At 57.2% G+C, this 22,484-nt stretch carries 27 protein-coding genes and 1 riboswitch; of the genes, 13 read left to right on the forward strand and 14 right to left on the reverse strand.

Features of this window, described 5'->3' with window-relative positions; all coding sequences use genetic code 11:
* Positions 1 to 86 precede the first annotated feature (86 nt).
* Positions 87 to 716: a LysE family transporter gene (locus CKW31_RS21540; RefSeq protein ID WP_095099813.1), complete on the reverse strand. Its 630-nt coding sequence runs from the start codon at positions 714 to 716 to the stop codon at positions 87 to 89.
* Positions 717 to 835: 119 nt separating this feature from the next.
* Here CKW31_RS21540 and CKW31_RS21545 point away from each other — a divergent pair, with 119 nt between their 5' ends.
* The 3 genes from CKW31_RS21545 (at position 836) to CKW31_RS21555 (ending at position 3,855) form a co-directional block, all read left to right on the forward strand.
* Entirely contained in the window at positions 836 to 1,801 is a 966-nt protein-coding gene (locus tag CKW31_RS21545; protein ID WP_095099815.1) for a 2-hydroxyacid dehydrogenase, read from the forward strand.
* Between the two features lie 223 nt (positions 1,802 to 2,024).
* Positions 2,025 to 3,023, forward strand: coding sequence for a class I SAM-dependent methyltransferase (locus CKW31_RS21550; protein ID WP_095099817.1), 999 nt, complete (start codon positions 2,025 to 2,027; stop codon positions 3,021 to 3,023).
* A gap of 40 nt (positions 3,024 to 3,063) precedes the next feature.
* A riboswitch (yybP-ykoY riboswitch) is annotated at positions 3,064 to 3,183 on the forward strand.
* 87 nt (positions 3,184 to 3,270) lie between these two features.
* Positions 3,271 to 3,855 carry a TMEM165/GDT1 family protein gene (locus CKW31_RS21555; protein ID WP_095099820.1) on the forward strand — a complete coding sequence of 195 codons (585 nt, stop codon included), beginning with the start codon at positions 3,271 to 3,273 and terminating at the stop codon, positions 3,853 to 3,855.
* A gap of 140 nt (positions 3,856 to 3,995) precedes the next feature.
* Here CKW31_RS21555 and CKW31_RS21560 read toward each other — a convergent pair whose 3' ends face one another.
* The 4 genes from CKW31_RS21560 to CKW31_RS21575 all read right to left on the reverse strand — a co-directional run bounded on the left by CKW31_RS21560 (position 3,996) and on the right by CKW31_RS21575 (position 6,189).
* Positions 3,996 to 4,814 (reverse strand): M48 family metallopeptidase, encoded by an 819-nt coding sequence (locus CKW31_RS21560; RefSeq protein ID WP_095099823.1) that lies wholly within the window; start codon positions 4,812 to 4,814, stop codon positions 3,996 to 3,998.
* Between the two features lie 233 nt (positions 4,815 to 5,047).
* Positions 5,048 to 5,677: an SOS response-associated peptidase gene (locus tag CKW31_RS21565; RefSeq protein WP_095099826.1), complete on the reverse strand. Its 630-nt coding sequence runs from the start codon at positions 5,675 to 5,677 to the stop codon at positions 5,048 to 5,050.
* 57 nt (positions 5,678 to 5,734) lie between these two features.
* Positions 5,735 to 6,007, reverse strand: coding sequence for a putative signal transducing protein (locus CKW31_RS21570; protein ID WP_095100294.1), 273 nt, complete (start codon positions 6,005 to 6,007; stop codon positions 5,735 to 5,737).
* Positions 6,007 to 6,189 (reverse strand): CPXCG motif-containing cysteine-rich protein, encoded by a 183-nt coding sequence (locus CKW31_RS21575; protein ID WP_027899532.1) that lies wholly within the window; start codon positions 6,187 to 6,189, stop codon positions 6,007 to 6,009. Before CKW31_RS21575 ends, CKW31_RS21570 begins: the two co-directional genes overlap by 1 nt.
* A gap of 118 nt (positions 6,190 to 6,307) precedes the next feature.
* Between CKW31_RS21575 and CKW31_RS21580 the strand changes: the two genes are divergently transcribed.
* Both CKW31_RS21580 and CKW31_RS21585 read left to right on the forward strand, forming a co-directional pair.
* The gene (locus tag CKW31_RS21580) at positions 6,308 to 7,471 is read left to right on the forward strand and encodes a 1-acyl-sn-glycerol-3-phosphate acyltransferase (RefSeq protein ID WP_095099829.1); all 1,164 of its coding nucleotides are present in this window, start codon (positions 6,308 to 6,310) and stop codon (positions 7,469 to 7,471) included.
* A gap of 152 nt (positions 7,472 to 7,623) precedes the next feature.
* The gene (locus CKW31_RS21585; RefSeq protein WP_095099832.1) at positions 7,624 to 7,830 is read left to right on the forward strand and encodes a hypothetical protein; all 207 of its coding nucleotides are present in this window, start codon (positions 7,624 to 7,626) and stop codon (positions 7,828 to 7,830) included.
* 235 nt (positions 7,831 to 8,065) lie between these two features.
* On the opposite strand, the gene CKW31_RS21590 is transcribed toward CKW31_RS21585, so the two are convergent.
* The gene (locus CKW31_RS21590) at positions 8,066 to 8,647 is read right to left on the reverse strand and encodes a YajG family lipoprotein (RefSeq protein WP_095100296.1); all 582 of its coding nucleotides are present in this window, start codon (positions 8,645 to 8,647) and stop codon (positions 8,066 to 8,068) included.
* Positions 8,648 to 8,824: 177 nt separating this feature from the next.
* Here CKW31_RS21590 and CKW31_RS21595 point away from each other — a divergent pair, with 177 nt between their 5' ends.
* Both CKW31_RS21595 and mqo read left to right on the forward strand, forming a co-directional pair.
* Entirely contained in the window at positions 8,825 to 9,058 is a 234-nt protein-coding gene (locus CKW31_RS21595; RefSeq protein ID WP_095099835.1) for a hypothetical protein, read from the forward strand.
* Between the two features lie 734 nt (positions 9,059 to 9,792).
* The gene (gene mqo, locus CKW31_RS21600) at positions 9,793 to 11,301 is read left to right on the forward strand and encodes a malate dehydrogenase (quinone) (protein WP_095099838.1); all 1,509 of its coding nucleotides are present in this window, start codon (positions 9,793 to 9,795) and stop codon (positions 11,299 to 11,301) included.
* 105 nt (positions 11,302 to 11,406) lie between these two features.
* Here the strand turns inward: mqo and CKW31_RS21605 are convergent, their stop codons facing one another.
* From CKW31_RS21605 to CKW31_RS21630, 6 genes are all read right to left on the reverse strand, one after another.
* Complete coding sequence (locus tag CKW31_RS21605) at positions 11,407 to 11,877, reverse strand: hypothetical protein (protein ID WP_141230173.1); 471 nt, start codon at positions 11,875 to 11,877, stop codon at positions 11,407 to 11,409.
* A gap of 36 nt (positions 11,878 to 11,913) precedes the next feature.
* Positions 11,914 to 12,354: a hypothetical protein gene (locus tag CKW31_RS21610; RefSeq protein WP_095099844.1), complete on the reverse strand. Its 441-nt coding sequence runs from the start codon at positions 12,352 to 12,354 to the stop codon at positions 11,914 to 11,916.
* An 80-nt stretch (positions 12,355 to 12,434) separates the two neighbouring features.
* Positions 12,435 to 12,881 carry a hypothetical protein gene (locus CKW31_RS21615; protein WP_095099847.1) on the reverse strand — a complete coding sequence of 149 codons (447 nt, stop codon included), beginning with the start codon at positions 12,879 to 12,881 and terminating at the stop codon, positions 12,435 to 12,437.
* Between the two features lie 197 nt (positions 12,882 to 13,078).
* Positions 13,079 to 13,366 carry a PA4642 family protein gene (locus CKW31_RS21620; RefSeq protein ID WP_095099849.1) on the reverse strand — a complete coding sequence of 96 codons (288 nt, stop codon included), beginning with the start codon at positions 13,364 to 13,366 and terminating at the stop codon, positions 13,079 to 13,081.
* Positions 13,367 to 13,433: 67 nt separating this feature from the next.
* Positions 13,434 to 13,922: a hypothetical protein gene (locus CKW31_RS21625; protein WP_095099852.1), complete on the reverse strand. Its 489-nt coding sequence runs from the start codon at positions 13,920 to 13,922 to the stop codon at positions 13,434 to 13,436.
* A 217-nt stretch (positions 13,923 to 14,139) separates the two neighbouring features.
* Positions 14,140 to 14,697, reverse strand: a complete 558-nt coding sequence (locus tag CKW31_RS21630) for a hypoxanthine-guanine phosphoribosyltransferase (protein WP_087272989.1) — start codon at positions 14,695 to 14,697, stop codon at positions 14,140 to 14,142.
* A 182-nt stretch (positions 14,698 to 14,879) separates the two neighbouring features.
* Here CKW31_RS21630 and upp point away from each other — a divergent pair, with 182 nt between their 5' ends.
* Positions 14,880 to 15,518: a uracil phosphoribosyltransferase gene (gene upp / locus CKW31_RS21635; RefSeq protein WP_095099854.1), complete on the forward strand. Its 639-nt coding sequence runs from the start codon at positions 14,880 to 14,882 to the stop codon at positions 15,516 to 15,518.
* A complete protein-coding gene (locus CKW31_RS21640) occupies positions 15,518 to 16,795 on the forward strand; it encodes a uracil-xanthine permease family protein (protein WP_095099857.1) in 1,278 nt (425 codons plus the stop codon). Before upp ends, CKW31_RS21640 begins: the two co-directional genes overlap by 1 nt.
* 116 nt (positions 16,796 to 16,911) lie before the next feature.
* Here the strand turns inward: CKW31_RS21640 and hemH are convergent, their stop codons facing one another.
* Together hemH and CKW31_RS21650 are read right to left on the reverse strand one after the other, a co-directional pair.
* Complete coding sequence (gene hemH / locus CKW31_RS21645; RefSeq protein WP_095099860.1) at positions 16,912 to 17,937, reverse strand: ferrochelatase; 1,026 nt, start codon at positions 17,935 to 17,937, stop codon at positions 16,912 to 16,914.
* 13 nt (positions 17,938 to 17,950) lie between these two features.
* Complete coding sequence (locus CKW31_RS21650) at positions 17,951 to 18,853, reverse strand: TIGR01777 family oxidoreductase (RefSeq protein WP_095099863.1); 903 nt, start codon at positions 18,851 to 18,853, stop codon at positions 17,951 to 17,953.
* 281 nt (positions 18,854 to 19,134) lie between these two features.
* Here CKW31_RS21650 and CKW31_RS21655 point away from each other — a divergent pair, with 281 nt between their 5' ends.
* From CKW31_RS21655 to CKW31_RS21670, 4 genes are all read left to right on the forward strand, one after another.
* Positions 19,135 to 20,121 carry an NAD(P)/FAD-dependent oxidoreductase gene (locus CKW31_RS21655; protein ID WP_095099866.1) on the forward strand — a complete coding sequence of 329 codons (987 nt, stop codon included), beginning with the start codon at positions 19,135 to 19,137 and terminating at the stop codon, positions 20,119 to 20,121.
* Positions 20,118 to 20,333, forward strand: a complete 216-nt coding sequence (locus tag CKW31_RS21660; protein ID WP_095099869.1) for a TIGR02450 family Trp-rich protein — start codon at positions 20,118 to 20,120, stop codon at positions 20,331 to 20,333. Before CKW31_RS21655 ends, CKW31_RS21660 begins: the two co-directional genes overlap by 4 nt.
* Positions 20,334 to 20,576: 243 nt before the next feature.
* Positions 20,577 to 21,539 (forward strand): DUF523 and DUF1722 domain-containing protein, encoded by a 963-nt coding sequence (locus CKW31_RS21665; protein ID WP_095099872.1) that lies wholly within the window; start codon positions 20,577 to 20,579, stop codon positions 21,537 to 21,539.
* Between the two features lie 2 nt (positions 21,540 to 21,541).
* Entirely contained in the window at positions 21,542 to 22,480 is a 939-nt protein-coding gene (locus tag CKW31_RS21670) for a MerR family transcriptional regulator (protein WP_095099875.1), read from the forward strand.
* Positions 22,481 to 22,484: the final 4 nt, after the last annotated feature.

Consider the following 22,484-nt stretch of genomic DNA (forward strand, 5'->3'; position numbering starts at 1 on the left):
GAGGCTGCGATGGCGGTGTGTCAGCATAAATGCCTCGCAGCCTTCGGCAGCTCCTACAGTTGCATCAAATAGGGCAAGAATTTGTATCAATGACTCTCAGTCAGCGCCAGCTTCAAGCCCAACGCCACCAACACCCCGCCCATGGCCCGATCAAACCAGTGGCCCATGCGTGCAAAGCCTGCGCGCACGCGCTCCTGGCTGAACAGCCGCGCCACCAGGCAGAACCAGAGGCCGGTCGCAACTGCCAGATAAACGCCATAACCCGCTTGTACCCACATTGGCGTATGCGGGTTGATCACTACGGTGAACAACGAAAGGAAAAACAGCGTCGCTTTGGGGTTCAAGCCATTGGTGATGAACCCGCTGGTGAATGCACCACGGGCCGTGCGCTCGCCTGTAACAACGTTGGCAGGCGCATCACCGGGGCTTGCAGGTTTTGCCCGCAGCGCTTTGATGCCGATGTACAGCAAATAAGCCGCTGCAGCCCACTTGAGCGCGTTGAACAATACGATGGACTGCGACACGATCAAGCCAATCCCAAGCAACGAATAGCCGACATGCAGGAAGATCGCCGTACCCACGCCCATGGCGGTATAGGTGCCCGCCTTGCGTCCGTGGGCGACGCTTTCACGTACAACCACCGCGAAATCAGGGCCGGGGCTTGCGACAGCCAGCAAGTGAATCAGCGCAACGGTAAGAAACTCAGCCAAGTACATGGGGCTACTCCAAAAAATAGCTGGCCAGAAGGCAAGCATTCCAAAAATGTAAGCAAGCGTTTCGCTCTGGTAGGCTAGCCACATTAAGGCTTCAATACGTCCATTAACAGGTACAGCTGATGAGCAATCACGGTAAGGCAGTTTTTCTCGACTACACGTCGTTGGATCTGGGCGATCTGGATTTCAGCGAGCTGCGTGAATGCTTCAGTGAACTGACGCTGCACACCAGCACCGGCGCGGATCAGGTGATCGAGCGCCTGCAAGGTGCGCAAGTGGCAATCAGTAACAAGATCGTGATCGATTCCAACACGTTCGCGGCATGTCCTGACCTGAAGCTGGTACTGGTGACAGCCACCGGCACCAACAACATCGATCTGGTAGCGGCTCGTCATCACGGGGTTACCGTATGCAATTGCCACGGTTACGGCACGCCGTCGGTGGCCCAGCACACCTTGATGTTGCTATTGGCCCTGGCGACCAGCCTGCCCGAATACCAGAAAGCGGTGCAGCAAGGTCAGTGGCAAAAGTCGAAACAATTCTGCCTGCTGGACTTTCCCATCGTCGAACTGGAAGGCAAAACCCTGGGTTTGCTGGGCCATGGCGAACTGGGTAGTGCGGTCGCGAAACTGGCCGAAGCGTTTGGTATGCGTGTACTGCTGGGGCAAATCCCCGGTCGCCCTGCTCGCCCGGATCGTTTACCGCTGGAAGAGCTGTTGCCGCAGGTCGACGCCCTCACGTTGCACTGCCCGCTCAATGACGATACCCGCGACATGCTGGGCGCTCACGAGCTGAGCTTGCTCAAGCCGCACGCCTACGTGATCAATACCGCTCGCGGCGGACTGATCAACGAGCAAGCACTGGCCGATGCCCTGCGTGAGGGTCACCTGGGCGGTGCCGCCACCGACGTGCTCACAGTCGAACCCCCTACTGCCGATAATCCGCTGCTGTCAGGTGACATTCCCCGCCTGATCATCACCCCTCACAGTGCCTGGGGCGCTCACGAGGCACGGCAGCGTATCGTCAGTCAGGTGACTGAAAATGCGCTGGCGTTCTTTGCGGGCAAGCCGGTTCGGGTGGTGAGTTAGGTAGTACCACTGCGTTCTGACACCGCTCTGTTGCGAATCAAACATCTAACCTGTAGGAGCGCACGAGCACCGCGAGGCCGCGATAGCGGTGTATCAGACAGACCGCCATCGCTGCCTCGCGGTGCTCGTGAGCTCCTACGGAAAAAGCATTTCAATTCAAAGGATCGCACCGCCGTTGCTGGCTCCAAACTGTTAGACTCCGCGCTTTTTCGAGGAGCCCACCATGGACCCGCGCAGTGAAGTGTTACTCCGTCAGGCCGAGTTGTTTCAGGGCTCCCTGCTGCTGGCGGGCCTGCCTGCTGACGATTTGCTGGGCCGCCTGCCGCAGGCCCATGGCTGGTGCTGGCATGCTGGCGATCAGGCTGCGCTGGACGCGCGCTTCGAAGGGCGCAGCCATTTCGGAGTAACAGCTCCTGAGCAGCCATTCGAAGCTGCTGTGGTGTTTTTGCCCAAGGCGCGGGAGTTGACCAACTACTTGCTCAATGCGCTTGCCTCGCGCCTCGCGGGACGTGAATTGTTTCTGGTAGGCGAAAAACGCAGCGGCATCGAAGCCGCAGCCAAGCAGCTGAGCCCGTTTGGTCGCGCCCGCAAGCTGGACAGCGCCCGCCATTGTCAGCTCTGGCAAGTCACCGTTGAAGACGCCCCTGACGCGGTAACGCTGGAAAGCCTCGCCCAGCAGTACGAAGTCGAAATGGAAGATGGTCCACTCAAGGTTGTCAGCCTGCCGGGCGTCTTCAGCCAGGGCCGACTCGATCGCGGCTCAGCGCTGCTCCTGCAACACATCGACAAGCTGCCGAGCGGCAATTTGCTCGACTTTGGCTGTGGCGCTGGGGTGTTGGGGGCTGCGGTAAAACGTCGCTATCCGCATAACAACGTGATCATGCTCGATGTGGATGCTTTTGCCACCGCCAGTACGCGTCTGACCCTTGCGGCAAACGGGCTTGAAGCCGAGGTACTGACGGGTGATGGTATCGATGCAGCGCCAATGGGATTGAGCACGATTTTGAGCAATCCGCCGTTCCATGTCGGGGTACATACCGACTATAAGGCGACAGAGAACCTGCTGAGAAAAGCCCGGCAACATCTGAAATCAGGCGGCGAACTCCGGCTGGTTGCCAATAGTTTCCTGAAGTATCAACCCATCATCGAAGAGCATTTTGGCGTGTGTGCGATCAAGGCTGAAGGCAACGGCTTCCGAATCTATCGCGCCAAGCGGGCTTGAAAATAAGCACTTGCCCAAAGCGAAAGCTGAAGGCAGAATCCGCTCCGTCCTAGGGGAGTAGTCTCCCACGAGCGCCATGCTCGTCTGGTACGCATCAACATACTTGGTCCTCAGACCATGGTGCGTACGACCCCGAATCCGCTCAGACGGATCGGTGGTTTGACAAGACCTATGACACGAACACCTTACCCGGGGCGGGGAGGCTGTACGTGTCATAGCCGTGTCGACCCGCCCCTAGGAAAACCTGATGCTGGAATCCTTGTTGGTCCCTACCGCTGTAGTCGCGCTTGCCGAAATCGGTGACAAGACCCAACTCCTTGCCCTCATTCTGGCTGCTCGCTTTCGCAAGCCATGGCCAATCATCGCGGGCATCGTCGCCGCAACCCTGGCTAACCACGCCGCCGCTGGCGCTGTTGGCGCATGGTTTGGCAGCTTCTTCTCCGACGCCACCCTGCACTGGATCCTCGCCGCGAGCTTCGCCGCGACGGCGCTGTGGACCCTGGTTCCGGACAAGATGGATGAAGACGAAGCCAACACTGCACGCAAGTTCGGCCCGTTCATGACCACGCTGATCGCGTTCTTCATCGCTGAAATCGGCGACAAGACGCAGATAGCCACGGTCATGCTCGCCGCGCAATATTCGTATCTGTGGCTGGTGATTCTGGGGACAACGCTGGGTATGTTGCTGGCCAACGTGCCGGTGGTATTGGCAGGCAATTTCGCCGCCGAAAAACTGCCCCTGACCCTGATCCGCCGCCTGGCGGCAGGCGCCTTCTTCGTGCTCGCGCTGGTTGCGGTCTACAAGGCGATGCAGGTGAGTGGCTGGGTTTAACGGCATCGATCTGCAAGAGCACGCCTGCCCGCGAGGAGCCTGGCTTGATTCACCGCGTCGCCGCTCTCGCGAACAAGTTCGCTCCTACCCACACCGCGCTACACGGTAGGAGCGCACGAGCAACATGGACCTGCGCTGTATCAGGATTTTTTGGCCGCGTTGTACAACGGCATCACCTTGGGAATCGCGGCTTGCAACGACGCGATGCGGCTTTCCGAAGCCGGGTGAGTGCTCATGAATTCAGGTTGTGAACCGCCTGAGTTCTGGGTCATTTTCTGCCAAAGGGTGATAGCGGCATTCGGGTTGTAACCGGCACGGGCTGCCAGCTCCAGGCCCAGCAGATCGGCCTCGTTTTCGTTACTGCGACTGTTAGGCAATGTCAGGCTGTAATTCACCACGGTATCGGCCAGTGCCATGCTGTCCTGCCCAAGACCCAGAATTGCACCCGCCCCTTGCTTGGCCATCGCAACACCGTAGGCCTTGGACATCGACTCTCGTCCATGCTCGCGCAGGGCGTGGGCGATTTCGTGACCCATCACCGCCGCGATCTCGTCGTCAGTCAGCTTCAATTTGTCGATCAGACCCGTGTAAAAAATGATCTTGCCGCCTGGTCCGCAGTTGGCATTCAGCTCATCACTTTTGATCAGGTTCACTTCCCACTGCCACTGCGCAGAATCCGGACGCAACTTAGGTGCCTGACCGATCAGGCGATCGGCAATTGCATGCACGCGCTTGGCGTTGTCGCTGGTCGTGTCCAGCACGCCTTTGGTCGACGCCTCGCCAACGGTTTCTTTATAGGACTGGGCATACATCTGATTGACCTCATCGGTCGAGAGCATGCTGAACATGTATTGCTTGCGTTCTACACCGACCGAATCGCCACTGGTGGTATTCACGGCCTGACACCCGCCAAGCAGCAAGGCGGCACTCAAGGCACATAGAGCAAATTTCTGACGCATGATGGATCTCCCTTTGAACATGGCGCTCATCCTAGGCGGTGAACGACGGATGCGCCAGATGCTGGCTGACAGCCAAGTTTGTCAGCCTGGTTACACGTTGGTTCCTGTATGCGTACAAGGTGATAGACGACGTGGGACCGGCTTTAGCCGGGAAGGCAGTAGTTCTGACGACACACTTTTAGTGACTGTAACGGCCTCTTCCCGGCTAAAGCCGGTCCCACTAGGTTGCGCGATCACAACGGCGTCAGACACTCCGGCGCGTTGAGCTTAGGGTCATTGACCAGATTCGCCAGCGGGCGCTCGCGCAGTGTGGTTTGGGGAGCAGCGAGCAAGGCTTGCAAGGTTGGCAGGGGGGTGTCGGCCGCCAGCCAGTCCTTTTGCCCTTGCGCGTCGAGGATCAATGGACGCCGCTGACTGGCGGCCAGTTGCGTGACCACTGCGACACTCAGGTACGTATGGCCCTGCACCGGATAAGCTTCCCAGATCGCTGCAAAAAACAGCGCGGAGCCTTCCCCCGGCGTCAGCCAGAATGGCCGCTTGCGCGTCGTGCCGCGCCATTCATAAAAACCATTGGCGGGCAGCAGGCAGCGGCGCAAGCGAAAAGCTTCGCGAAACATCGGTTGCTCGACCAGGGTTTCAGCACGGGCATGAGCCGGTGTCCGGGACAAGTCCGTCAGCCAGGGGGGCGTAAGACCCCAACGTGCCAGGGCCAGCTCCAGATCGCCGTCAGTTCCGGCGATAGCGCGCAACATGAGCACCGAATCCGCGGGTGATATATTCCATTGCGCCTGTTGGTCAGCCGGAAAACCGGGCAAGGCCGCAAAAGCGGGCGTCCAACGAAACAGCGCATAGCGTCCACACATGGGGCAAAAAAACTCACTTGGATGCGCCGGGTATTGAAGAAAAGGCCGTTACGCCGCTCAACACACCAGCACGTCAGGGAAATTGTCCGGCTCATCACCGGCCTCGCCTCCAGAGAAAGGCAGCGCCGCATTGTACTCAGTGATCAACTGTCGCGCCCGCTCGACCTGATCGTTGTCCACCAACAGGCCCAATAGCCCGAGGGCCGGCAACTCGCCAAGGGCGCCCAGCAAATGCCCACCGGTCAGATGCGCTTCAATCCCCTCACTGGCGAGCATGCCTTGTAACAGCTCGCCTTCCATGAGGTTTTCCGGCTCGTAGACTTTCTGCATCATTCGTTCTCGCTGCGAACATCCAGATTCCAGTCTTCACCATCGGTTTGCAGGTCGAATACGATGGGCCGACAGCATACCGGGCAATCCTCAATGTACTGCTGATCACCGCCGGACAGATCCAGCACGGCCTCAACAGGCTCCCCGCAGTAAGGACAGTCGTAACTCTGAATTTCCTGCATCGCGGTCTCCGGGATCAGTTGTGCGTATAATCGCGCTCTTTGAAGGCTCCGATAGAGTCTGGACGCAATTTTCAGACCCGGCCTCCCCTATTTTTGTCACCCTTAACAAGAGAGCATGATGGGCGAATTTGATGCCATCCGACCTTACAACGACGCTGAAGTCTCAGCGGTACTTGAGCGTTTGCTCAGCGACAAAGAATTTCTATCGATCCTGACCCGCTTCCGCTTCCCGAAACTGGCAGGCGCTTTGGGCTGGGCATTACAACCGATCATTGCGCGCAAGCTGCGCCGTCAGTTCGTCGGTATCAATTCGGTCGCCACCTTGCAGGACAAGGTCGAATACTACGTCGACCACACCATTGAGCGCGCTACCGACGGTGTGACCTACACCGGTGTCGAGCAGTTCAAATCCGGCAGCGCCTATCTGTTTCTGGCCAACCACCGCGACATCGTGATGGACCCGGCTTTCGTCAATTACGCCGTGTACCACGCTGGGCTGCCGACACCGCGCATCGCGATTGGCGACAATCTGCTACAAAAACCGTTTGTCAGCGACCTGATGCGCCTGAACAAAAGCTTCATCGTGCACCGGTCCATCACCGGGCGTCGGGAAAAGATGGCGGCGTATCAGCTGCTGTCGGCGTACATCAACCACTCGATTCGCAATGACTGCCAGTCGATCTGGATTGCACAGGCAGAAGGCCGCGCCAAGGACGGTGATGACCGCACCGAGTCGGCGATCCTCAAGATGTTCCACATGAGCCGCAAGGACGAGCCGTTCGCCGAAGTAATCCAGTCACTGAACCTGACGCCGGTGTCCATCAGCTACGAATATGACCCCTGCGATCACGCCAAGGCCAGGGAGCTCTATATTCGCGCCACTACCGGCACTTACACCAAAGTGCCAGGCGAAGACGATGTCAGCATTGCCTTGGGTATCACCGGCTATAAAGGCCGCGTCCACGTGAACTTTGCGCCGCCCATCACCGAGCTGTTCGAAGACACCAAGGCGCTGGCCACGGAGATGGACCGGCAGATTCTCGGTGGCTATCGCCTGTTCCCGGTGCATTACCTGGCGTACGCACAATGGGCCGATGCGGACACGACGCTCGATGTGCCGAAGGCCAACGATGTGTTTGCCGCACCGGAGCTGACCAAGGCTCAGGAAGAATGGCAACGCCGTCTCGACGAATGCCCGGCAGAGCACCGCCCTTACCTGATCCAGCAATACGCGACGCCGGTGCGCAATCAGTATCGGGTCAAGGCGGGCATACCGCTCTGATGCTGCTGACGATAAAAAAGGCGCTGATATTCAGCGCCTTTTTTTATGCCTGAAACTTGTCAGACAATTTTCATCACCGTCATGTGAACGTAACCTGATCCGGGCACTGTATGGCTCCTTCGAGGAAGAACTTCGACCCAATGGAGCTTCACATGCTGCACGCCAAAAACCAGGACCGCCTTTATCTGATCGCCCCAAGTGACGAACAGGAAGCCTTGATCGACGCCTGGTCCTTCAATGTTCAGGACCGTAACTGGCTGGTCTACTGCGCCCTTGGTGGTCACCAACACCATGACTTGCCAGACATGGATCTGCAGACGGGTTTCAGCTTTCTGGATTTTTATCAGCAGGCGGCGTGAGCCTGATCGGGATCATTGATAGGACGATTGGCGCGATGTCGTGGGACCGGCTTTAGCCGGGAAGAGGCCAGTACAAGCACCACATTTTTATCGCCAGACATGCCGCCTTCCCGGCTAAAGCCGGTCCCATGTCAGCTTGCGGGCAAACCTGGACTCTCCCACCGGTAAAAGTATTGGCACAAAAAAGCCCGGCATCTCGCAAAAGAGCCGGGCTTTTTTTACAGCAGCGCTGGTTTTACTGAGCCAGCGTGTTGCCAATGGTCTGATCCTGGAACAGACGCGTAAGGGCGTCGCTCAACACGTCGCTCACCAGACGAGTGTTGGTTTCCTGATTCGGTGCCATACCGAAGCGCTGATCCAGCGAAGCGGCATAACGACCGGCGTAGTTACGGCCATTGTTCTTCACTTCGGCGCGGAACGTGGTGCTGATGGTCGCTTCAGTCACGTACAGGCCTTCTTTCGGCGATTGATACTTCAGATCCGCCAGGGTAATGGTCAGCTGTGGACCGCCGCCGTTAGGCGATGGGGTAAAGCCCAGCAGACGCACAGCAGCTTCTGCCTGAGCCTGCAACTTGGGCAGTACATCAGCACTGGAAACGCTGACCGCGCTGGTTTCCGGATACATGCCACCACGGGTACCCAGCGTCGGGCTTGGGCGACCGTCGACGACACGCACCATGACCGGCTGACCACGGCCTACCGGCGCCAGCTGGGCATTCAGCTTGGGCTGCGGGCTAAGTTGTTGAGGGCTGTGGGCACAGCCAACCAGAGTCAGACTCGTTACAGCAAGCAAACCAAACAAAATGCGACGCAGCATGCTCATCTCTCTCCAATGGGCCAGGCACTAAATGTGCCGCAGTATAGCGGCCTCCCAGCACCGCCAACCAGTGAAAATCGGACCGCGCCAGAGATGCAATGGTTCAGCAACACCCACGTCACGATGATGTCATGTGCGGTGTGCAGAATTGCGCCTAAACCAATCGGGAGCCACCCCATGGACTTTATCTGGTCACTCTTTACTGCTCGTCCCAAGTACCGCCACTACGCGCGCATTGATAAAAGCGGTGTTTGCTGCGCGTTCAAACAGTGCACTCAGCCTCCCGTGGGTCAGGGTTGGGTTGAGGTTACCGAACAGAATCTGTCCTGGTTGAACCAGCCACTGCCCCTCAATGCCCGTATCACTCGCCGCGCCGGGCAACCTGCAGCGCGTCAGTTGCGCATGGCCTGACTGCGAACCGAATAAAAGTCACTTAATACGATCAATTCCTGTCGTTTCATCGCTATAATCTTCCCCCGATTATAAGGACGTCTCCTGATCGGGCCTCGCAGCATGGCTAATCTTCTGATTAGCGCCTTCGTAATGCCCACAGAGAGCCGCCCACACAGGTCACGATCACGCAGATTTGCGTGTTGATCGGTGCTGACGGGCTCGAATATTTTGAACCCGTATCGCTCGCCAACACGTCGGAATGCATGCCCTTGATCTGCCGGTGCTGCCATCGCGCAGCCCTTTTGAGGTTGAGGTTCGCGTCTCCAAAAGAACGCGAAAAAACGGGTTTCACTACTTCACAAGAGTGTGGCGAGCAAATGAACAGGTACGCGTTTGTAAATGCACCATTAGCATCTGACCCAACCATTTTGAACAGGATCGATTGCTGCTACGCAGCCTCCTCGACTGGAGTCTGAAGCCTGTCCGCTACGGATTTGGTTGCACAACGGATGCCTTGACGATGGTCGAATGGCTGACCGGGCTGAAAAATGCGTTCATGCTGCCTAGATGAATCAATCATTCAAGTCCGTTTGATGGCCTCCGTTGATGATGCGAAAAATTGCGAAGAATCGGACATGCAGATCCTGGCCAGGATTATCGGGACACAACTTTGAACAAAGTCCCGCTACCAGGCATCTGACCTCAGGATCGTATGCCGTCAATTTGGTGCTGCAGATTTTGGAGACGCGTTAATGGCGCATAACGAAGCAGTCGATGTGGTATTGGTTGGAGCGGGCATCATGAGTGCCACCCTCGCCGTACTGCTCAAGGAGCTCGACCCCGGCCTCAAGCTGGAAGTCGTTGAGCTGATGGACTCTGGCGCTGCGGAGAGTTCAAACCCGTGGAACAACGCCGGTACCGGCCATGCGGGTCTGTGCGAACTCAATTACACCCCGCCGGCAGCTGATGGCTCCATCGACATCAAGAAAGCCGTGCAAATCAATACCCAGTTCGAGGTTTCCAAACAGTTCTGGGCTTACCTGACGCAAAAAGGCACGTTCGGCTCGTCGAAGAGCTTCATCAGTGCAGTTCCGCACCTGAGCTTCGTGCAGGGCGAGAAAGGCATTGCCTTCCTCAAGACCCGCTTTGAAGCCATGCGCACGCACCATGCGTTCTCGTCCATGGAATACACCGAGGACAAGGCGACCCTTGCCGAGTGGATGCCGCTGATGATGCCCGGCCGCCCGGCCGATGAGCAGATCGCCGCGACGCGAGTCATGAACGGCACTGACGTCAATTTCGGCAACCTGACCAATCAACTGCTCAAACACCTGAGCAGCGGTCCGGATGCTCAGGTCAAGTACAGCAAGCGGGTCACAGGCCTGAGCCGCAAAGGCGCTGGCTGGAGCGTCAGCATCAAGGACGTGAACAGCGGCAGCACGCGTGAGATCGACGCGAAATTCGTGTTCCTCGGCGCAGGTGGTGCGGCGTTGCCATTGCTGCAGATGTCAGGCATCGAAGAAAGCAAAGGCTTTGGCGGCTTCCCGGTCAGCGGCCAGTGGCTACGCTGCGACAATCCTGAAGTGGTCAAACATCACCAGGCCAAGGTCTACAGTCAGGCAGCGGTCGGTTCGCCGCCAATGTCTGTGCCGCACCTGGACACCCGCGTCGTCGACGGCAAGAAGTCCCTGCTGTTCGGACCTTACGCCGGTTTCACCACCAAGTTCCTCAAACACGGCTCGTTCCTTGACCTGCCGCTGTCGGTACGTATCGCCAACATCAAACCGATGCTGGCCGTGGCCCGCGACAACATGGACCTGACTAAATACCTGGTCAGCGAAGTCATGCAGTCCATGGAGCAGCGTCTTGAGTCACTGCGCCGCTTCTATCCAGAAGCTAAAGCTGAAGACTGGCGCCTGGAAATTGCGGGCCAACGGGTGCAGATCATCAAGAAGGACCCCAAGAAAGGCGGCGTCCTGCAATTCGGTACCGAACTGGTCTCGGCCAAAGACGGCTCTCTCGCCGCCCTGCTGGGTGCATCGCCAGGTGCTTCGGTCACCGTTTCGATCATGCTGGACCTGATCGAGCGCTGCTTCCCCGAAAAAGCACGAGGTGAATGGGCAGCCAAGCTCAACGAGATCTTCCCGGCTCGGGAAAAAGAACTGGAAACCGACGCGCAGCTGTATGAGCGGGTCAGTACCCAGAACAACGAGCGCCTGGAACTGGTCGAGAACCACAGCGAAGCACACAGCCTCGCCTGATTCACGAGCGACACACGAGAACGCCCGGCGTCGAAAGAGCCGGGCGTTTTTTGTTTAACTTAACGCGTTGCGAACTCATCAGTAACGCAATAATGCAGGTCCGGGCTATTCGATACTGACTCGGACGCTATAGCTTTTATCGGGATCATGACTGACCAGTTGAGCCTTACAAATAGCTTTAGAGGCGCCATCTGATTGCGCATTAGTCCATTGATAAGGCTCTTCTGCAGGTCGGAACCAACCAAAGCTTGTCCTTATATCGTGACCCGCCTTGAACGTGCAGGATTTATCTCCGGCGGTATACGTGAAGCTGAGTGCCCCTCGTTTTTTCGAGGCGAACGTCAAGCTGATGTCTCCCGTGCGATGGCCAGGTATCGCGTAATTATCAACCCCTACCCCGCCCAATACCCAGTTGGCGGCGCTTAACACCAAGGGTGTCGCCGTCTCGTTAACAACCTTGACGTTCGCTTGAAAACTCCCGGCAGCACGGGCATAGGGGACAACACTTGCAGCCAGTAATACCAGGCACAGCAGCACCTGCGGACCTGCTTTATTTAACTTCCAATGAACATCCATTTCACGACTCCATAAATCCAGCGACAAGATCCTCATTCACTTCATACGATAGCGAACATCAAAACTTTCCTTGTAGACCCACTCATCCACTTTCAAATCGCAAGTAGCAGGCACACTGCCAAAACTTTTAGTCACCTTCCAGTGGCCAGGCCCAGTGAGTGTCATGGGGCCTTTAACCCGTTTGACAGGGCCGTACTTCACAACAAAGTTACAGCGTTTGCCTCCATCAGTACCCATCATGAAGTTGACCTCGCCAATGTCATTGGTAACCCGGATATTGAATCCGCCAGTATCGCCGGGCTTGATTCTGTAAGTTTTAGGATCCTGACCACCCAAGTCCCAGCTTTGATTGATGAGATAAATATCTTCAGCCGTCATGTTCCGTATTTCAGCGTGGTAATTGGTGAGCGTCTCGGCCTGAGCGAACCCCACCATGGATAAAGCACTCAAAACAGCAATTAATTTTAAACGGTACATAATATTGAAATCCCTTTCCAATGATGCACACAGGCACGACCGCCGCTGTAAAGCAGGCACCGTACCGATGAGTGCTGATATCACTTGATACTGACGCGAAGGATATAGCCATCACCCGATGGCTTTTCCACTACCGAGGCTTGGCAAAAGGCACCGAACTGCCCGACAGAAATACCCCGCACCTCAGCAACATCCCTGTAAGAAGGCCACAACCAACCGGCAACACGTTCCTGGCCGTATTTAGCCTGGTAGTTACAAGCGGTGGACCCTGCGGCATAAGTGAAGGACAGTGAACCACTCTTATTACCCGCTACCGAGATAGAAAACTCTCCTTTATAATGCTGAGGAATTTGATAATCCACCGCCTCATAGTTACCCAGATGCCATGTAGCCCGGTTCAAGGAGAGATCTGATCGAGCTTCGTTATCTACCGAAATATCAAATTTCTTGGCAGCCAGAGCAGGCGTGGTCATCACGAGAAAATGAGAGCCAAGTAAAACACTTAACAACGATATATATCTGTTCATCATCGAAATCCATTTCGAAAAATATTAATTCATTGCATCAAACACAATGCCGCCTAAGCAGTATGGCTTGATTTCTCACTCGCGCATGAAAAAACAACGATTATATCGGTAGGAAAAATCTAACAACTTTGTAGCTATTATCCACACAACAGATCAACACAGGACAGACTCCATTCGGATGCCTGTCCTGTCAGCCCTCACACGCGAGCTTTCTCGATCAGCTCGATGTATTCATCAGCGTTGCGCTGATCCTTGATCGTTGCAATGAAGTCATTGCCATACTCATCCTTGCCATCCAGGTCGTAACCGGCTTCGAGGAAGAACACCAGAAAGCGCTCGAAATCATTGACTCGCAAGCCACGGTAAGCCTTGATCAGCTTGTGCAGCGATGGCGATGTAGCGTCCACCGGCTCGAAAAGCAAGAACGCTTTAACCTGCTCATCGCCGATTTCGTCACCAATCAACTGCTTTTTATCTTTACGCATTGCGTGCTCCAACTGGATCGCTGACTTGTTAACCGGCGGGCAGTTTACCCTCGGCTCGGCAAAAGGCTCAACGAGTACGAACGGCCCCGGTGTGCAAATCGGCCCAGACATGGCCGTTGGCGTAACTGAGGAACTGGCAGTAAAGCTTTTCGTTGCGCAGCAGATCCATCAACGTTCGGTATTGCGCCACCGGGTAATACAGATTCAGCACTCGACTCTTGTCATCAAAGACCGGCTTTTTCAGGCTTTTGCTTTCGCTGTCGAAATGAATCAGCACCTCGTTAATCGTGGCGCCCTTGTTCATTGGCTTGCCTTTGAGGCGCAGCAGTACCGGCGCAGTCACGGGGATCGGTGCCTGATTGGACTGCCGCTGATTGCCCACCACGACCGAATACTCGGTGATCTGCAGCAATTGCTGCTGCTCGGGTTCGCCTTCGCGCAGATTCAGGTCATCTGGCGGCAGGTATTGGGCGTGCATGGGTTCGGCTGAGACGGGCATCACAACGGGCAAGCTGCACAGCAAGGCCATGGCAGCGCTACGGATCAAAAGCTTCATTTCGACTTCCCGCAAGGACAGGGCTGGCACTTTAGCATGCGGGGTGGCGCAGATTCCTTGGAGATATGCAGGATCTGTGGGAGCGGTGCTTGCCCGCGATAAGGCTGAATGCGATCTAAAGTGAACCGCGTCCAGCCTTATCGTCGGAATGCCGCCCAGACCAAGCACCGCTCCCACATTGACCTCATTCCTAGCAGGATCAGTCACAGGGTCCTGATTACATCCCTTTAACCGCATAAATCCCGGCAGCGTTGCGCCAGTAACCTTTGTAATCCATGCCATAACCGAAGATGTAACGGTCAACGCATGGCAGGCCTACAAAGTCGGCTTTCAGGTCCGGACGCGCTTTGCGGTCATGGTCTTTGTCGATTAATACCGCGGTGTGAACGGCACGAGCGCCCGCGTGTTTGCAGAAGTCGATGATCGCGCCCAGGGTGTGACCTTCGTCGAGGATGTCGTCGATGATCAGCACGTCACGGTCGATGAACGAGACTTCGGGCTTGGCTTTCCAGAACAGATCGCCGCCGCTGGTTTCGTTGCGGTAGCGGGTGGCGTGCAGGTAAGACGCTTCCAATGGGAAGTTCAGGTGCGTCAGCAGCTTGCCGGAGAAGATCAGACCGCCGTTCATCACGCAGAATACGACTGGATTGCGCTCAGCCAGCTCGGCATTGATATGCGCACCAACGCGAGCGATGGCCGCCTCGACTTCAGCTTCTGTGTACAGGCAGTCGGCTTCGCGCATGATTTGACGGATATGCTCGAGATCAGCGGACATGACGCTCTCCTGGGGGGCAGTGTAAGAAAAGCGGGCAAAGGTACGCATCCGCTCCAGTCAGGGCAAGCAATTCTGGACTAACGTGTCAGGAATTGTCTGAAAACACCGCAAGGCACGTAGGACAGTAACAGCTGAATAGATTAACCTAGGCCGTTTTTTTGCCCACGCCGGAGCTTTTTCCTATGCCTATTCGTGAGATCCGCCATCCGCTGATCCGCCACAAGCTCGGCCTGATGCGCCGCGCCGATATCAGCACCAAGAACTTCCGTGAGCTGGCTCAGGAAGTCGGTGCCCTGCTCACCTATGAAGCCACCTCCGATCTGCCGCTGGAGACCTACGATATCCAGGGTTGGGCCGGTACTGTCCCGGTCGAAAAGATCGCAGGCAAGAAAATCACCGTCGTACCGATTCTGCGCGCTGGTATCGGCATGCTCGACGGCGTTCTCAGCCTGATCCCGGGCGCCAAAGTAAGCGCCGTGGGTGTGGCCCGCAACGAGGAAACCCTAGAAGCCCATACGTATCTGGAGAAACTGGTTCCTGAGATTGATGAACGTCTGGCCATGATCATCGACCCGATGCTCGCCACCGGCGGTTCGATGGTTGCCACGATCAACCTGCTGAAAAAAGCCGGCTGCAAGGAAATCCGCGCCATGGTGCTGGTTGCTGCGCCGGAAGGTATCGCAGTGGTTGAAGCGGCTCACCCGGACGTCATGATCTACACCGCCTCCATCGATGAACGCCTCAATGAGCATGGCTATATCATCCCGGGCCTGGGCGATGCCGGTGACAAGATTTTCGGCACCAAGCAAAAGGACTCGTGATGAGGCAGGACGAGTTCAACGATCCACTGTGGCGTACCGTGCTGTCCGGGGCGCAGATGCTCTTCGTCGCATTCGGCGCGCTGGTATTGATGCCGCTGATTACAGGGCTGGATCCTAACGTCGCACTGTTTACCGCTGGCCTGGGTACTTTGCTGTTTCAAATCGTCACTGGCCGTCAGGTGCCGGTGTTCCTGGCGTCGAGCTTCGCGTTCATCACCCCCATTATTCTTGCCAAAGGCCAGTTCGGACTTGCGGCGACCATGGGTGGGGTCATGGCGGCGGGTTTCGTCTACACCTTCCTCGGCCTGGCCGTGAAGATCAAAGGCACTGGCTTCATTGACCGACTGCTGCCGCCGGTGGTTATCGGTCCGGTGATCATCTCCATCGGCCTGGCAATGGCACCGATTGCCGCGAACATGGCCATGGGCAAAAGTGGTGACGGCGCGGAACTGATTCCGTACAGCACCGCGATGCTGATCTCGATGCCTGCGCTGCTGACCACGTTGGTCGTGGCCGTATTCGGCAAAGGCATTTTCCGTCTGGTGCCGATTATCTCCGGCGTACTGGTGGGCTTTGCCCTGTCGTTTTACTTTGGCGTCGTCGACACCGCAAAAATCGCCGGGGCGCCCTGGCTGGCGCTGCCTGCGTTTACCGCGCCGGAGTTCAACTGGCAGGCGATTCTGTTCATCGTCCCTGTAGCACTGGCGCCCGCCATTGAGCACATCGGCGGCGTGATCGCAGTGGGCAGCGTGACGGGTCGTGATTACCTGAAGAAACCAGGCCTGCACCGCACACTGTTTGGTGATGGCATTGCCACTACCGCAGCGGGCCTCTTCGGCGGTCCACCCAACACCACCTACGCCGAAGTGACGGGCGCGGTGATGCTGACCAAGAACTACAACCCGAAGATCATGACCTGGGCGGCGCTGTTTGCGATCACCCTGGCATTCATCGGCAAGTTCGGCGCGCTGCTGCAAAGCATCCCGGTGCCGGTGATGGGCGGCATTCTCTGCCTGCTGTTCGGTTCGATTGCGGCGGTAGGCATGAACACCCTGATCCGCCACAAGGTCGACCTGGCCGAAGCCCGCAACCTGGTGATCGTCTCGGTGACACTGGTGTTTGGTATCGGCGGCGTGTTGATCGGCACCGGCAACGGCCCGGACGATTTCGGCCTGAAAGGTATTGCCCTGTGCGCCGTGACGGCTATCGCATTGAACCTGCTGTTACCGGGCAACGATGGGTGGAAGAACAAGCATCTGGATGATCAGTTGCCTTAGGACCAACCCCAAATCTGTAGGAGCGCACGAGCACCGCGAGGCCGCGATAGCGATCAGCCTGACAAACCGCTATCGCGGCCTCGCGGTGCTCGTGCGCTCCTACAGATAAAAGCGGCTCACAACATCAACGGCGCCCGCTCGCACAGCTTGTTCAATGCCGCTGCCCAGTTCGGGTCATCGTTCAGGCACGGTATCAAGGTCAACTCCTCTCCCCCGGCAGCCTTGAACTGCTCGGCACCGCGATCACCGATTTCCTCCAGCGTCTCGATGCAGTCGGCTACAAACGCCGGGCACATCACCAGCAACTTCTTCACGCCCTGAGCAGCCAGTTCTTCAAGCCGCGCTTCGGTGTAGGGTTCGATCCACTTGGCCCGCCCCAGCCGCGACTGGAACGACACCGACCATTTGCCATCTGCAATGCCCATCTGTTTCGCAAACACGGCCGCCGAACGCAGGCACTGTGCGCGATAGCAGGTCGCAAGCACTTCGGGCGACGCGTTCCTGCAACAGTCAGCATCCTTGAAGCAGTGATTGCCGGTGGGATCAAGCTTGGTCAGGTGTCGCTCCGGCAAACCGTGAAAGCTCAACAGCAAGTGATCGTGAGGCTGTTCAAGATGCGGCCGCACACTCTGGACCAACGCGTCGATGTATTCCGGTTGATCGTAGAACGCCTGCAACACGGAAAACTTCACGTTCAGTGATTTGTCCTTTACAACGCGTTTGGCCTCCTCGATCACCGTGGTCACCGTGCTGTCGGCAAACTGCGGGTATAGCGGAGCCAGGGTAATTTTGCTGATGCCCTGAGATGCCAATCGGGTCAACACGGTTTCAATGGACGGCTCACCGTAACGCATCGCCAGTTCAACCGGGCCCTGGGTCCATTCCTTAGTCATGGCTTGGTGCAAACGCTTGCTCAACACCACCAGCGGTGAGCCTTCGTCCCACCAGATAGAGGCATAGGCATGGGCGGACTGCTCGGGTCGCTTGATCAGGATCAGCGACACCAACAGCCGACGAACCGGCCACGGCAAATCGATGACGTAGGGGTCCATCAGGAACTGGTTGAGATAACGGCGAACATCAGCCACAGACGTGGAGGCTGGTGAACCCAGATTGACCAGCAACAGCGCGTGATCGGTCATGCAACATCCTATTTCAGTGGCGGCCGAGGAAATCGTCCAGGGCGGCGTGCAGTTCAGTAAATTTGAATGTGAAACCGGCCTCTTCCAGTCGGGCAGGTCGAGCGCGTTGACCACCCAATAGCAGAACAGACAATTCGCCCAACAGGATTTTCAAGGCCAGTGCAGGCAACGGCATGAATGCCGGGCGATGCAGAACACCGGCAAGTGTTTTGGCAAACTCGTGATTGCGGACCGGGTGGGGGGCGCAGAGATTATAGGGGCCTTGCGCGTCATGCTTGTGCAACAGAAAATCAATCGCGGCGATTTGGTCTTTGATGTGTATCCATGGCATCCACTGCCGACCATTGCCGATGGGGCCGCCCATGCCGAATTTGAAGGGCGGTAGCAGCCGCTGCAGCATGCCGCCGTCATCGGAGAGCACCAGACCGGTCCGAATGATGATTACCCGCACGCCTTGGGCCTCGGCTCGCTGTGCCGTTTCTTCCCAGGCGTCACACAGATGGCTGGCGAAATCTTCTTTGACTGGCTGGGAGGTTTCATCCAGCTCACGCTCGCCGCCATCGCCGTACCAACCCACGGCAGAACCACTGATCAGCACCTGTGGCTTCTGCGAACGTTGCTCCATCCAGGTCAACAGTTGCTCGGTCAAGCCAATGCGGCTGTCCCATAACTGAGTTCTGCGCTTGCGCGTCCAGGGCCGGTCCGCAATGGGCGCACCTGCGAGGTTGACCACCGCGTCCACCGGTTGATCATTCAGGTCACTGAGTTGGGCGATACCTCGCACGCCGCTGCCACACAGTCGCGGGACTTCATCGGGTTTGCGGCTCCAGACCGTGACCTGATGGCTTTGTTGAGTCCAGAAATGGCAGAGCTGTCGTCCTATCAAACCAGTACCGCCGGTCAGCAATATGTGCATGGCAGGTGTCCTTGCGTGGCGTTCGCGAGCATTCAGTAGTCTATTTTTTTATGCATCAACAGATGGCTTATGAACCATAGGCCAAAACATTGCCAGAAAGCGTTCGGACTATCCGTCCGGATAGTTGCCCGTCGCTTTCAGGTAGCAGATTTTAGATCTGGAGCCGTACCAGAAAGGCGACGCAGGCCCCAAGCCGTAATCGAAGCAAGTTATACCAAAAAACAATATTGTACAGGTTTTAACTACGGCGTAGTCTGTGCAGACAAGGTAACGAGGCCCCTATGACTGTACCTATCGCAATCATCGGTACCGGCATTGCCGGACTCTCCGCAGCCCAAGCGCTCCATGCTGCCGGGCACTCCGTTCATCTTTTCGACAAAAGCCGCGGCAGTGGCGGAAGGATGTCCAGCAAACGCAGTGACGCAGGCTCGCTCGATATGGGCGCGCAGTATTTCACTGCTCGCGATCGGCGCTTCATGGCCGCAGTACAGCAGTGGCAACTTCAGGGTTGCGCGGCTCAATGGACGCCATTGCTGTACAACTCCCACGCAGGCCAGCTCAGCCCGTCACCCGACGAGCAGGTTCGCTGGGTCGGCCAGCCCGGCATGAGTGCTATTACTCGCGCCATGCTGGGTGATTTGCCAGTCTCGTTTTCCTGCCGGATCACCGAGGTCTTTCGTGGCGAGCAGCACTGGAGCCTGCAAGACGCCGAGGGCCAGAGCCACGGCCCCTTCAGCCATGTGATCATCGCCACGCCCGCTCCACAGGCAACGGCACTACTGGCCAGCGCGCCAAAACTTGCAGGCGCTGCCGCCGGTGTGAAGATGGACCCGACCTGGGCGGTGGCGCTGGGATTCAGCAGTGCATTGCAGACGCCTTTGGAAGGCTGCTTTGTCCAGGACAGTTCCATCGACTGGCTTGCCCGAAATCGCAGCAAACCCGGGCGCGATACCACGCTGGACACCTGGGTGCTGCACGCCACCAGCGCCTGGAGCCGACAGCATCTGGACATGCCCAAGGAAGAAGTCATTGAGCAGTTGCACGGCGCATTTGCCGAACTGATCGGCTGCGCCGTACCTGCGCCGACGTTCAGTCTGGCCCACCGCTGGCTTTACGCCCGCCCCGCTACCGCTCATGAATGGGGCGCGCTTTCCGATCCCGATCAGGGCATTTATGTGTGTGGCGACTGGTGCCTGTCAGGCCGCGTCGAAGGTGCCTGGCTCAGCGGTCAGGAGGCAGCACGTCGCTTGCTGGAACACCTCAATTGAACCGCCTCAATCCCCGCAAGCTGCTGCTGTCGAAATGGACAGCCGCTCAGCCGGTCAATCGAGAGAAGCATTTTCTGGTCACTGAATTGTTTCGCGACGAAGAAGGCACCGTGCTGGAAATCGAATTGCAGGCAGTGCTGACACAGCGCAGTGAACGCTTGCCTTGGCAAACGTTGCAGGACGCTGAGGCGTGGAAGATGGGTTGGAAATAACCCAAGGCCTGACTGGCGCCCTCCGTAGGACCGGCTTCAGCCGGGAGGACGTCGGATAATTCTCTAAATTTCCTTCGGTAGAAATACTGCCCTCCCGGCTAAAGCCGGTCCTACAAGGGCGGGGAGCGCTGACCCACCCCATACAAACCCTATACAAACCATTTGACTTGTACAGCGTTGAACCTATGATGAACCCAAGTTGTACAGAAAATTAACTCTGTACAATTATGTTCAGAGGTTTGCATGCTTTCTCCAGCAGTCCATAAACCGAAACTCGGCATCAGTGCCTGCCTCATGGGCGACGAGGTGCGGTTCAATGGTGGTCATAAAGAATCCCATTTATGCACCCGCGAGCTGACTCAATACTTCGAGTTCGTCACCGCCTGCCCGGAAGTGGCCATCGGCATGGGCATACCCCGCGAACCCATCCGTTTGGTGGGCGACGCACAAAACCCTCAAGCCGTCGGGACGGTGAATAAAGCGCTGAACGTTACCCAGCCCCTCGCCGACTACGGGGTAAAGATGGCTGAAGAACTGGGGGATATCTGCGGCTATATCTTCATGCAGAAATCTCCGTCCTGTGGACTTGAGCGAGTCAAGGTCTACACGGAGAACGGCGCTCCCGTTGAGGGAGGCGGACGCGGGATCTATGCCCAGGCGTTTTGCGAGCGTCATCCCAATCTCCCGGTTGAAGAAGATGGTCGCCTCAACGACGCAGTCTTGCGCGAGAATTTCATCACCCGAGTGTTTGCCTATGCCGCGTGGCAAGACCTGTTTAAAGCAGGTATCACCCGCCGCAGCCTGACCGAATTCCACTCGCGTTATAAATACCAGCTCATGGCCAACGACCCGGTGCAGTACAAAGTATTGGGCAATTTATTGGGCAGCATGGGCCGCAGCGATCCCAACGAGGTCGCACCGCGCTATTTCAGTGACTTGATGACGGCCCTGAAAAAGCCCGCCACTCGCCGCACCCACACCAACGTTCTGCAGCACATCAGCGGCTATCTGAAACAGACCCTGAGCGCGGCCGACAAGCAGGAAATCCAGCAAATCATCGGTCAGTACCATCAAGGCATCGTGCCGTTGATCGTGCCCCTGACGCTGCTCAAACACCACTTCCGCCAACATCCTGATCCTTACGTGGCCTTGCAGGTTTACATGCAGCCGCACCCGGAAAATCTCAGCCTGCGGAATGCGATCTGAACATGAATAACACACTGCATCTGATCCCCGCGCCCGAGCCAACCGCTGCAGATTCGGGGTTTGAAGGCGGCTGGTTACCGATACGTGAAGTCGCCCGTCAAACCGGGGTCAACGCGGTCACGTTGCGTGCGTGGGAACGCCGTTATGGGCTGATCGTCCCGCACCGTACGCCCAAGGGGCACCGACTGTACTCGGACGAGCATGTCCAACGGGTGATGAAGATTCTCACCTGGCTCAATCGCGGCGTATCGGTCAGTCAGGTGAAAAGCCTCATCGACAGCCGCCAACCGGATACCAGCGTCGCCGGGAATGACTGGGACGATTTGCGGCAAAACCTGATCAAGGCGATCAGTGAACTGGCGGAGCGCAGGGTTGACGACCTGTTCAACCAGGCCATGTCGCTCTACCCGCCGCGAACAGTCTGCGAACAGCTGTTGATGCCGTTGCTGTCGGAACTCGAGTTCCGCTGGCAGGGGCATTTCGGCGGGCAAATGGAGCAGGTGTTCTTCTACTCCTGGCTGCGCAGCAAATTTGGTGCCCGGATTTACCACAATAATCGTCAGCTCAGCGGCAAGCCAGTGTTGCTGGTCAATCACTCGGACTCACCGCTGGAGCCGCACCTGTGGCTCAGCGCCTGGCTGATCAGCAGCGCCGATTGCCCGGTTGAGGTTTTCGACTGGCCGTTGCCCAACGGTGAACTGTCGCTGGCGGCCGACCTGCTTAAACCGCGAGCGGTATTGCTGTACTCCAGCAAAGCATTGAACCCCGGCCAGCTTCCCAAATTGCTCAGCAATGTTCAGTCCCCGACCGTGCTTGCCGGTGCCTGCGTACGTATTCATTGCGACGACCTCGCCATGACGATCAACAAGATAGAAGGCCTGCACCTGGCCGAAGACCCGCTGGGCGCCCTCGCCGCCTTGCAGCTATTGGATCTTATCTAAGGAA

The sequence above is a fragment of the Pseudomonas sp. Irchel 3A5 genome, from assembly GCF_900187575.1.
In the GTDB taxonomy this organism is placed as follows: domain Bacteria; phylum Pseudomonadota; class Gammaproteobacteria; order Pseudomonadales; family Pseudomonadaceae; genus Aquipseudomonas; species Aquipseudomonas folii.

Coding starts and splice junctions, on each gene's coding strand:
- CKW31_RS21540 (WP_095099813.1), bottom strand. CDS start 716: ATGTACTTGGCTGAGTTTCTTACCGTTGCGCTGATTCACTTGCTGGCT.
- CKW31_RS21545 (WP_095099815.1), top strand. CDS start 836: ATGAGCAATCACGGTAAGGCAGTTTTTCTCGACTACACGTCGTTGGAT.
- CKW31_RS21550 (WP_095099817.1), top strand. CDS start 2,025: ATGGACCCGCGCAGTGAAGTGTTACTCCGTCAGGCCGAGTTGTTTCAG.
- CKW31_RS21555 (WP_095099820.1), top strand. CDS start 3,271: ATGCTGGAATCCTTGTTGGTCCCTACCGCTGTAGTCGCGCTTGCCGAA.
- CKW31_RS21560 (WP_095099823.1), bottom strand. CDS start 4,814: ATGCGTCAGAAATTTGCTCTATGTGCCTTGAGTGCCGCCTTGCTGCTT.
- CKW31_RS21565 (WP_095099826.1), bottom strand. CDS start 5,677: ATGTGTGGACGCTATGCGCTGTTTCGTTGGACGCCCGCTTTTGCGGCC.
- CKW31_RS21570 (WP_095100294.1), bottom strand. CDS start 6,007: ATGCAGAAAGTCTACGAGCCGGAAAACCTCATGGAAGGCGAGCTGTTA.
- CKW31_RS21575 (WP_027899532.1), bottom strand. CDS start 6,189: ATGCAGGAAATTCAGAGTTACGACTGTCCTTACTGCGGGGAGCCTGTT.
- CKW31_RS21580 (WP_095099829.1), top strand. CDS start 6,308: ATGGGCGAATTTGATGCCATCCGACCTTACAACGACGCTGAAGTCTCA.
- CKW31_RS21585 (WP_095099832.1), top strand. CDS start 7,624: ATGCTGCACGCCAAAAACCAGGACCGCCTTTATCTGATCGCCCCAAGT.
- CKW31_RS21590 (WP_095100296.1), bottom strand. CDS start 8,647: ATGCTGCGTCGCATTTTGTTTGGTTTGCTTGCTGTAACGAGTCTGACT.
- CKW31_RS21595 (WP_095099835.1), top strand. CDS start 8,825: ATGGACTTTATCTGGTCACTCTTTACTGCTCGTCCCAAGTACCGCCAC.
- mqo (WP_095099838.1), top strand. CDS start 9,793: ATGGCGCATAACGAAGCAGTCGATGTGGTATTGGTTGGAGCGGGCATC.
- CKW31_RS21605 (WP_141230173.1), bottom strand. CDS start 11,877: ATGGATGTTCATTGGAAGTTAAATAAAGCAGGTCCGCAGGTGCTGCTG.
- CKW31_RS21610 (WP_095099844.1), bottom strand. CDS start 12,354: ATGTACCGTTTAAAATTAATTGCTGTTTTGAGTGCTTTATCCATGGTG.
- CKW31_RS21615 (WP_095099847.1), bottom strand. CDS start 12,881: ATGAACAGATATATATCGTTGTTAAGTGTTTTACTTGGCTCTCATTTT.
- CKW31_RS21620 (WP_095099849.1), bottom strand. CDS start 13,366: ATGCGTAAAGATAAAAAGCAGTTGATTGGTGACGAAATCGGCGATGAG.
- CKW31_RS21625 (WP_095099852.1), bottom strand. CDS start 13,922: ATGAAGCTTTTGATCCGTAGCGCTGCCATGGCCTTGCTGTGCAGCTTG.
- CKW31_RS21630 (WP_087272989.1), bottom strand. CDS start 14,697: ATGTCCGCTGATCTCGAGCATATCCGTCAAATCATGCGCGAAGCCGAC.
- upp (WP_095099854.1), top strand. CDS start 14,880: ATGCCTATTCGTGAGATCCGCCATCCGCTGATCCGCCACAAGCTCGGC.
- CKW31_RS21640 (WP_095099857.1), top strand. CDS start 15,518: ATGAGGCAGGACGAGTTCAACGATCCACTGTGGCGTACCGTGCTGTCC.
- hemH (WP_095099860.1), bottom strand. CDS start 17,937: ATGACCGATCACGCGCTGTTGCTGGTCAATCTGGGTTCACCAGCCTCC.
- CKW31_RS21650 (WP_095099863.1), bottom strand. CDS start 18,853: ATGCACATATTGCTGACCGGCGGTACTGGTTTGATAGGACGACAGCTC.
- CKW31_RS21655 (WP_095099866.1), top strand. CDS start 19,135: ATGACTGTACCTATCGCAATCATCGGTACCGGCATTGCCGGACTCTCC.
- CKW31_RS21665 (WP_095099872.1), top strand. CDS start 20,577: ATGCTTTCTCCAGCAGTCCATAAACCGAAACTCGGCATCAGTGCCTGC.
- CKW31_RS21670 (WP_095099875.1), top strand. CDS start 21,542: ATGAATAACACACTGCATCTGATCCCCGCGCCCGAGCCAACCGCTGCA.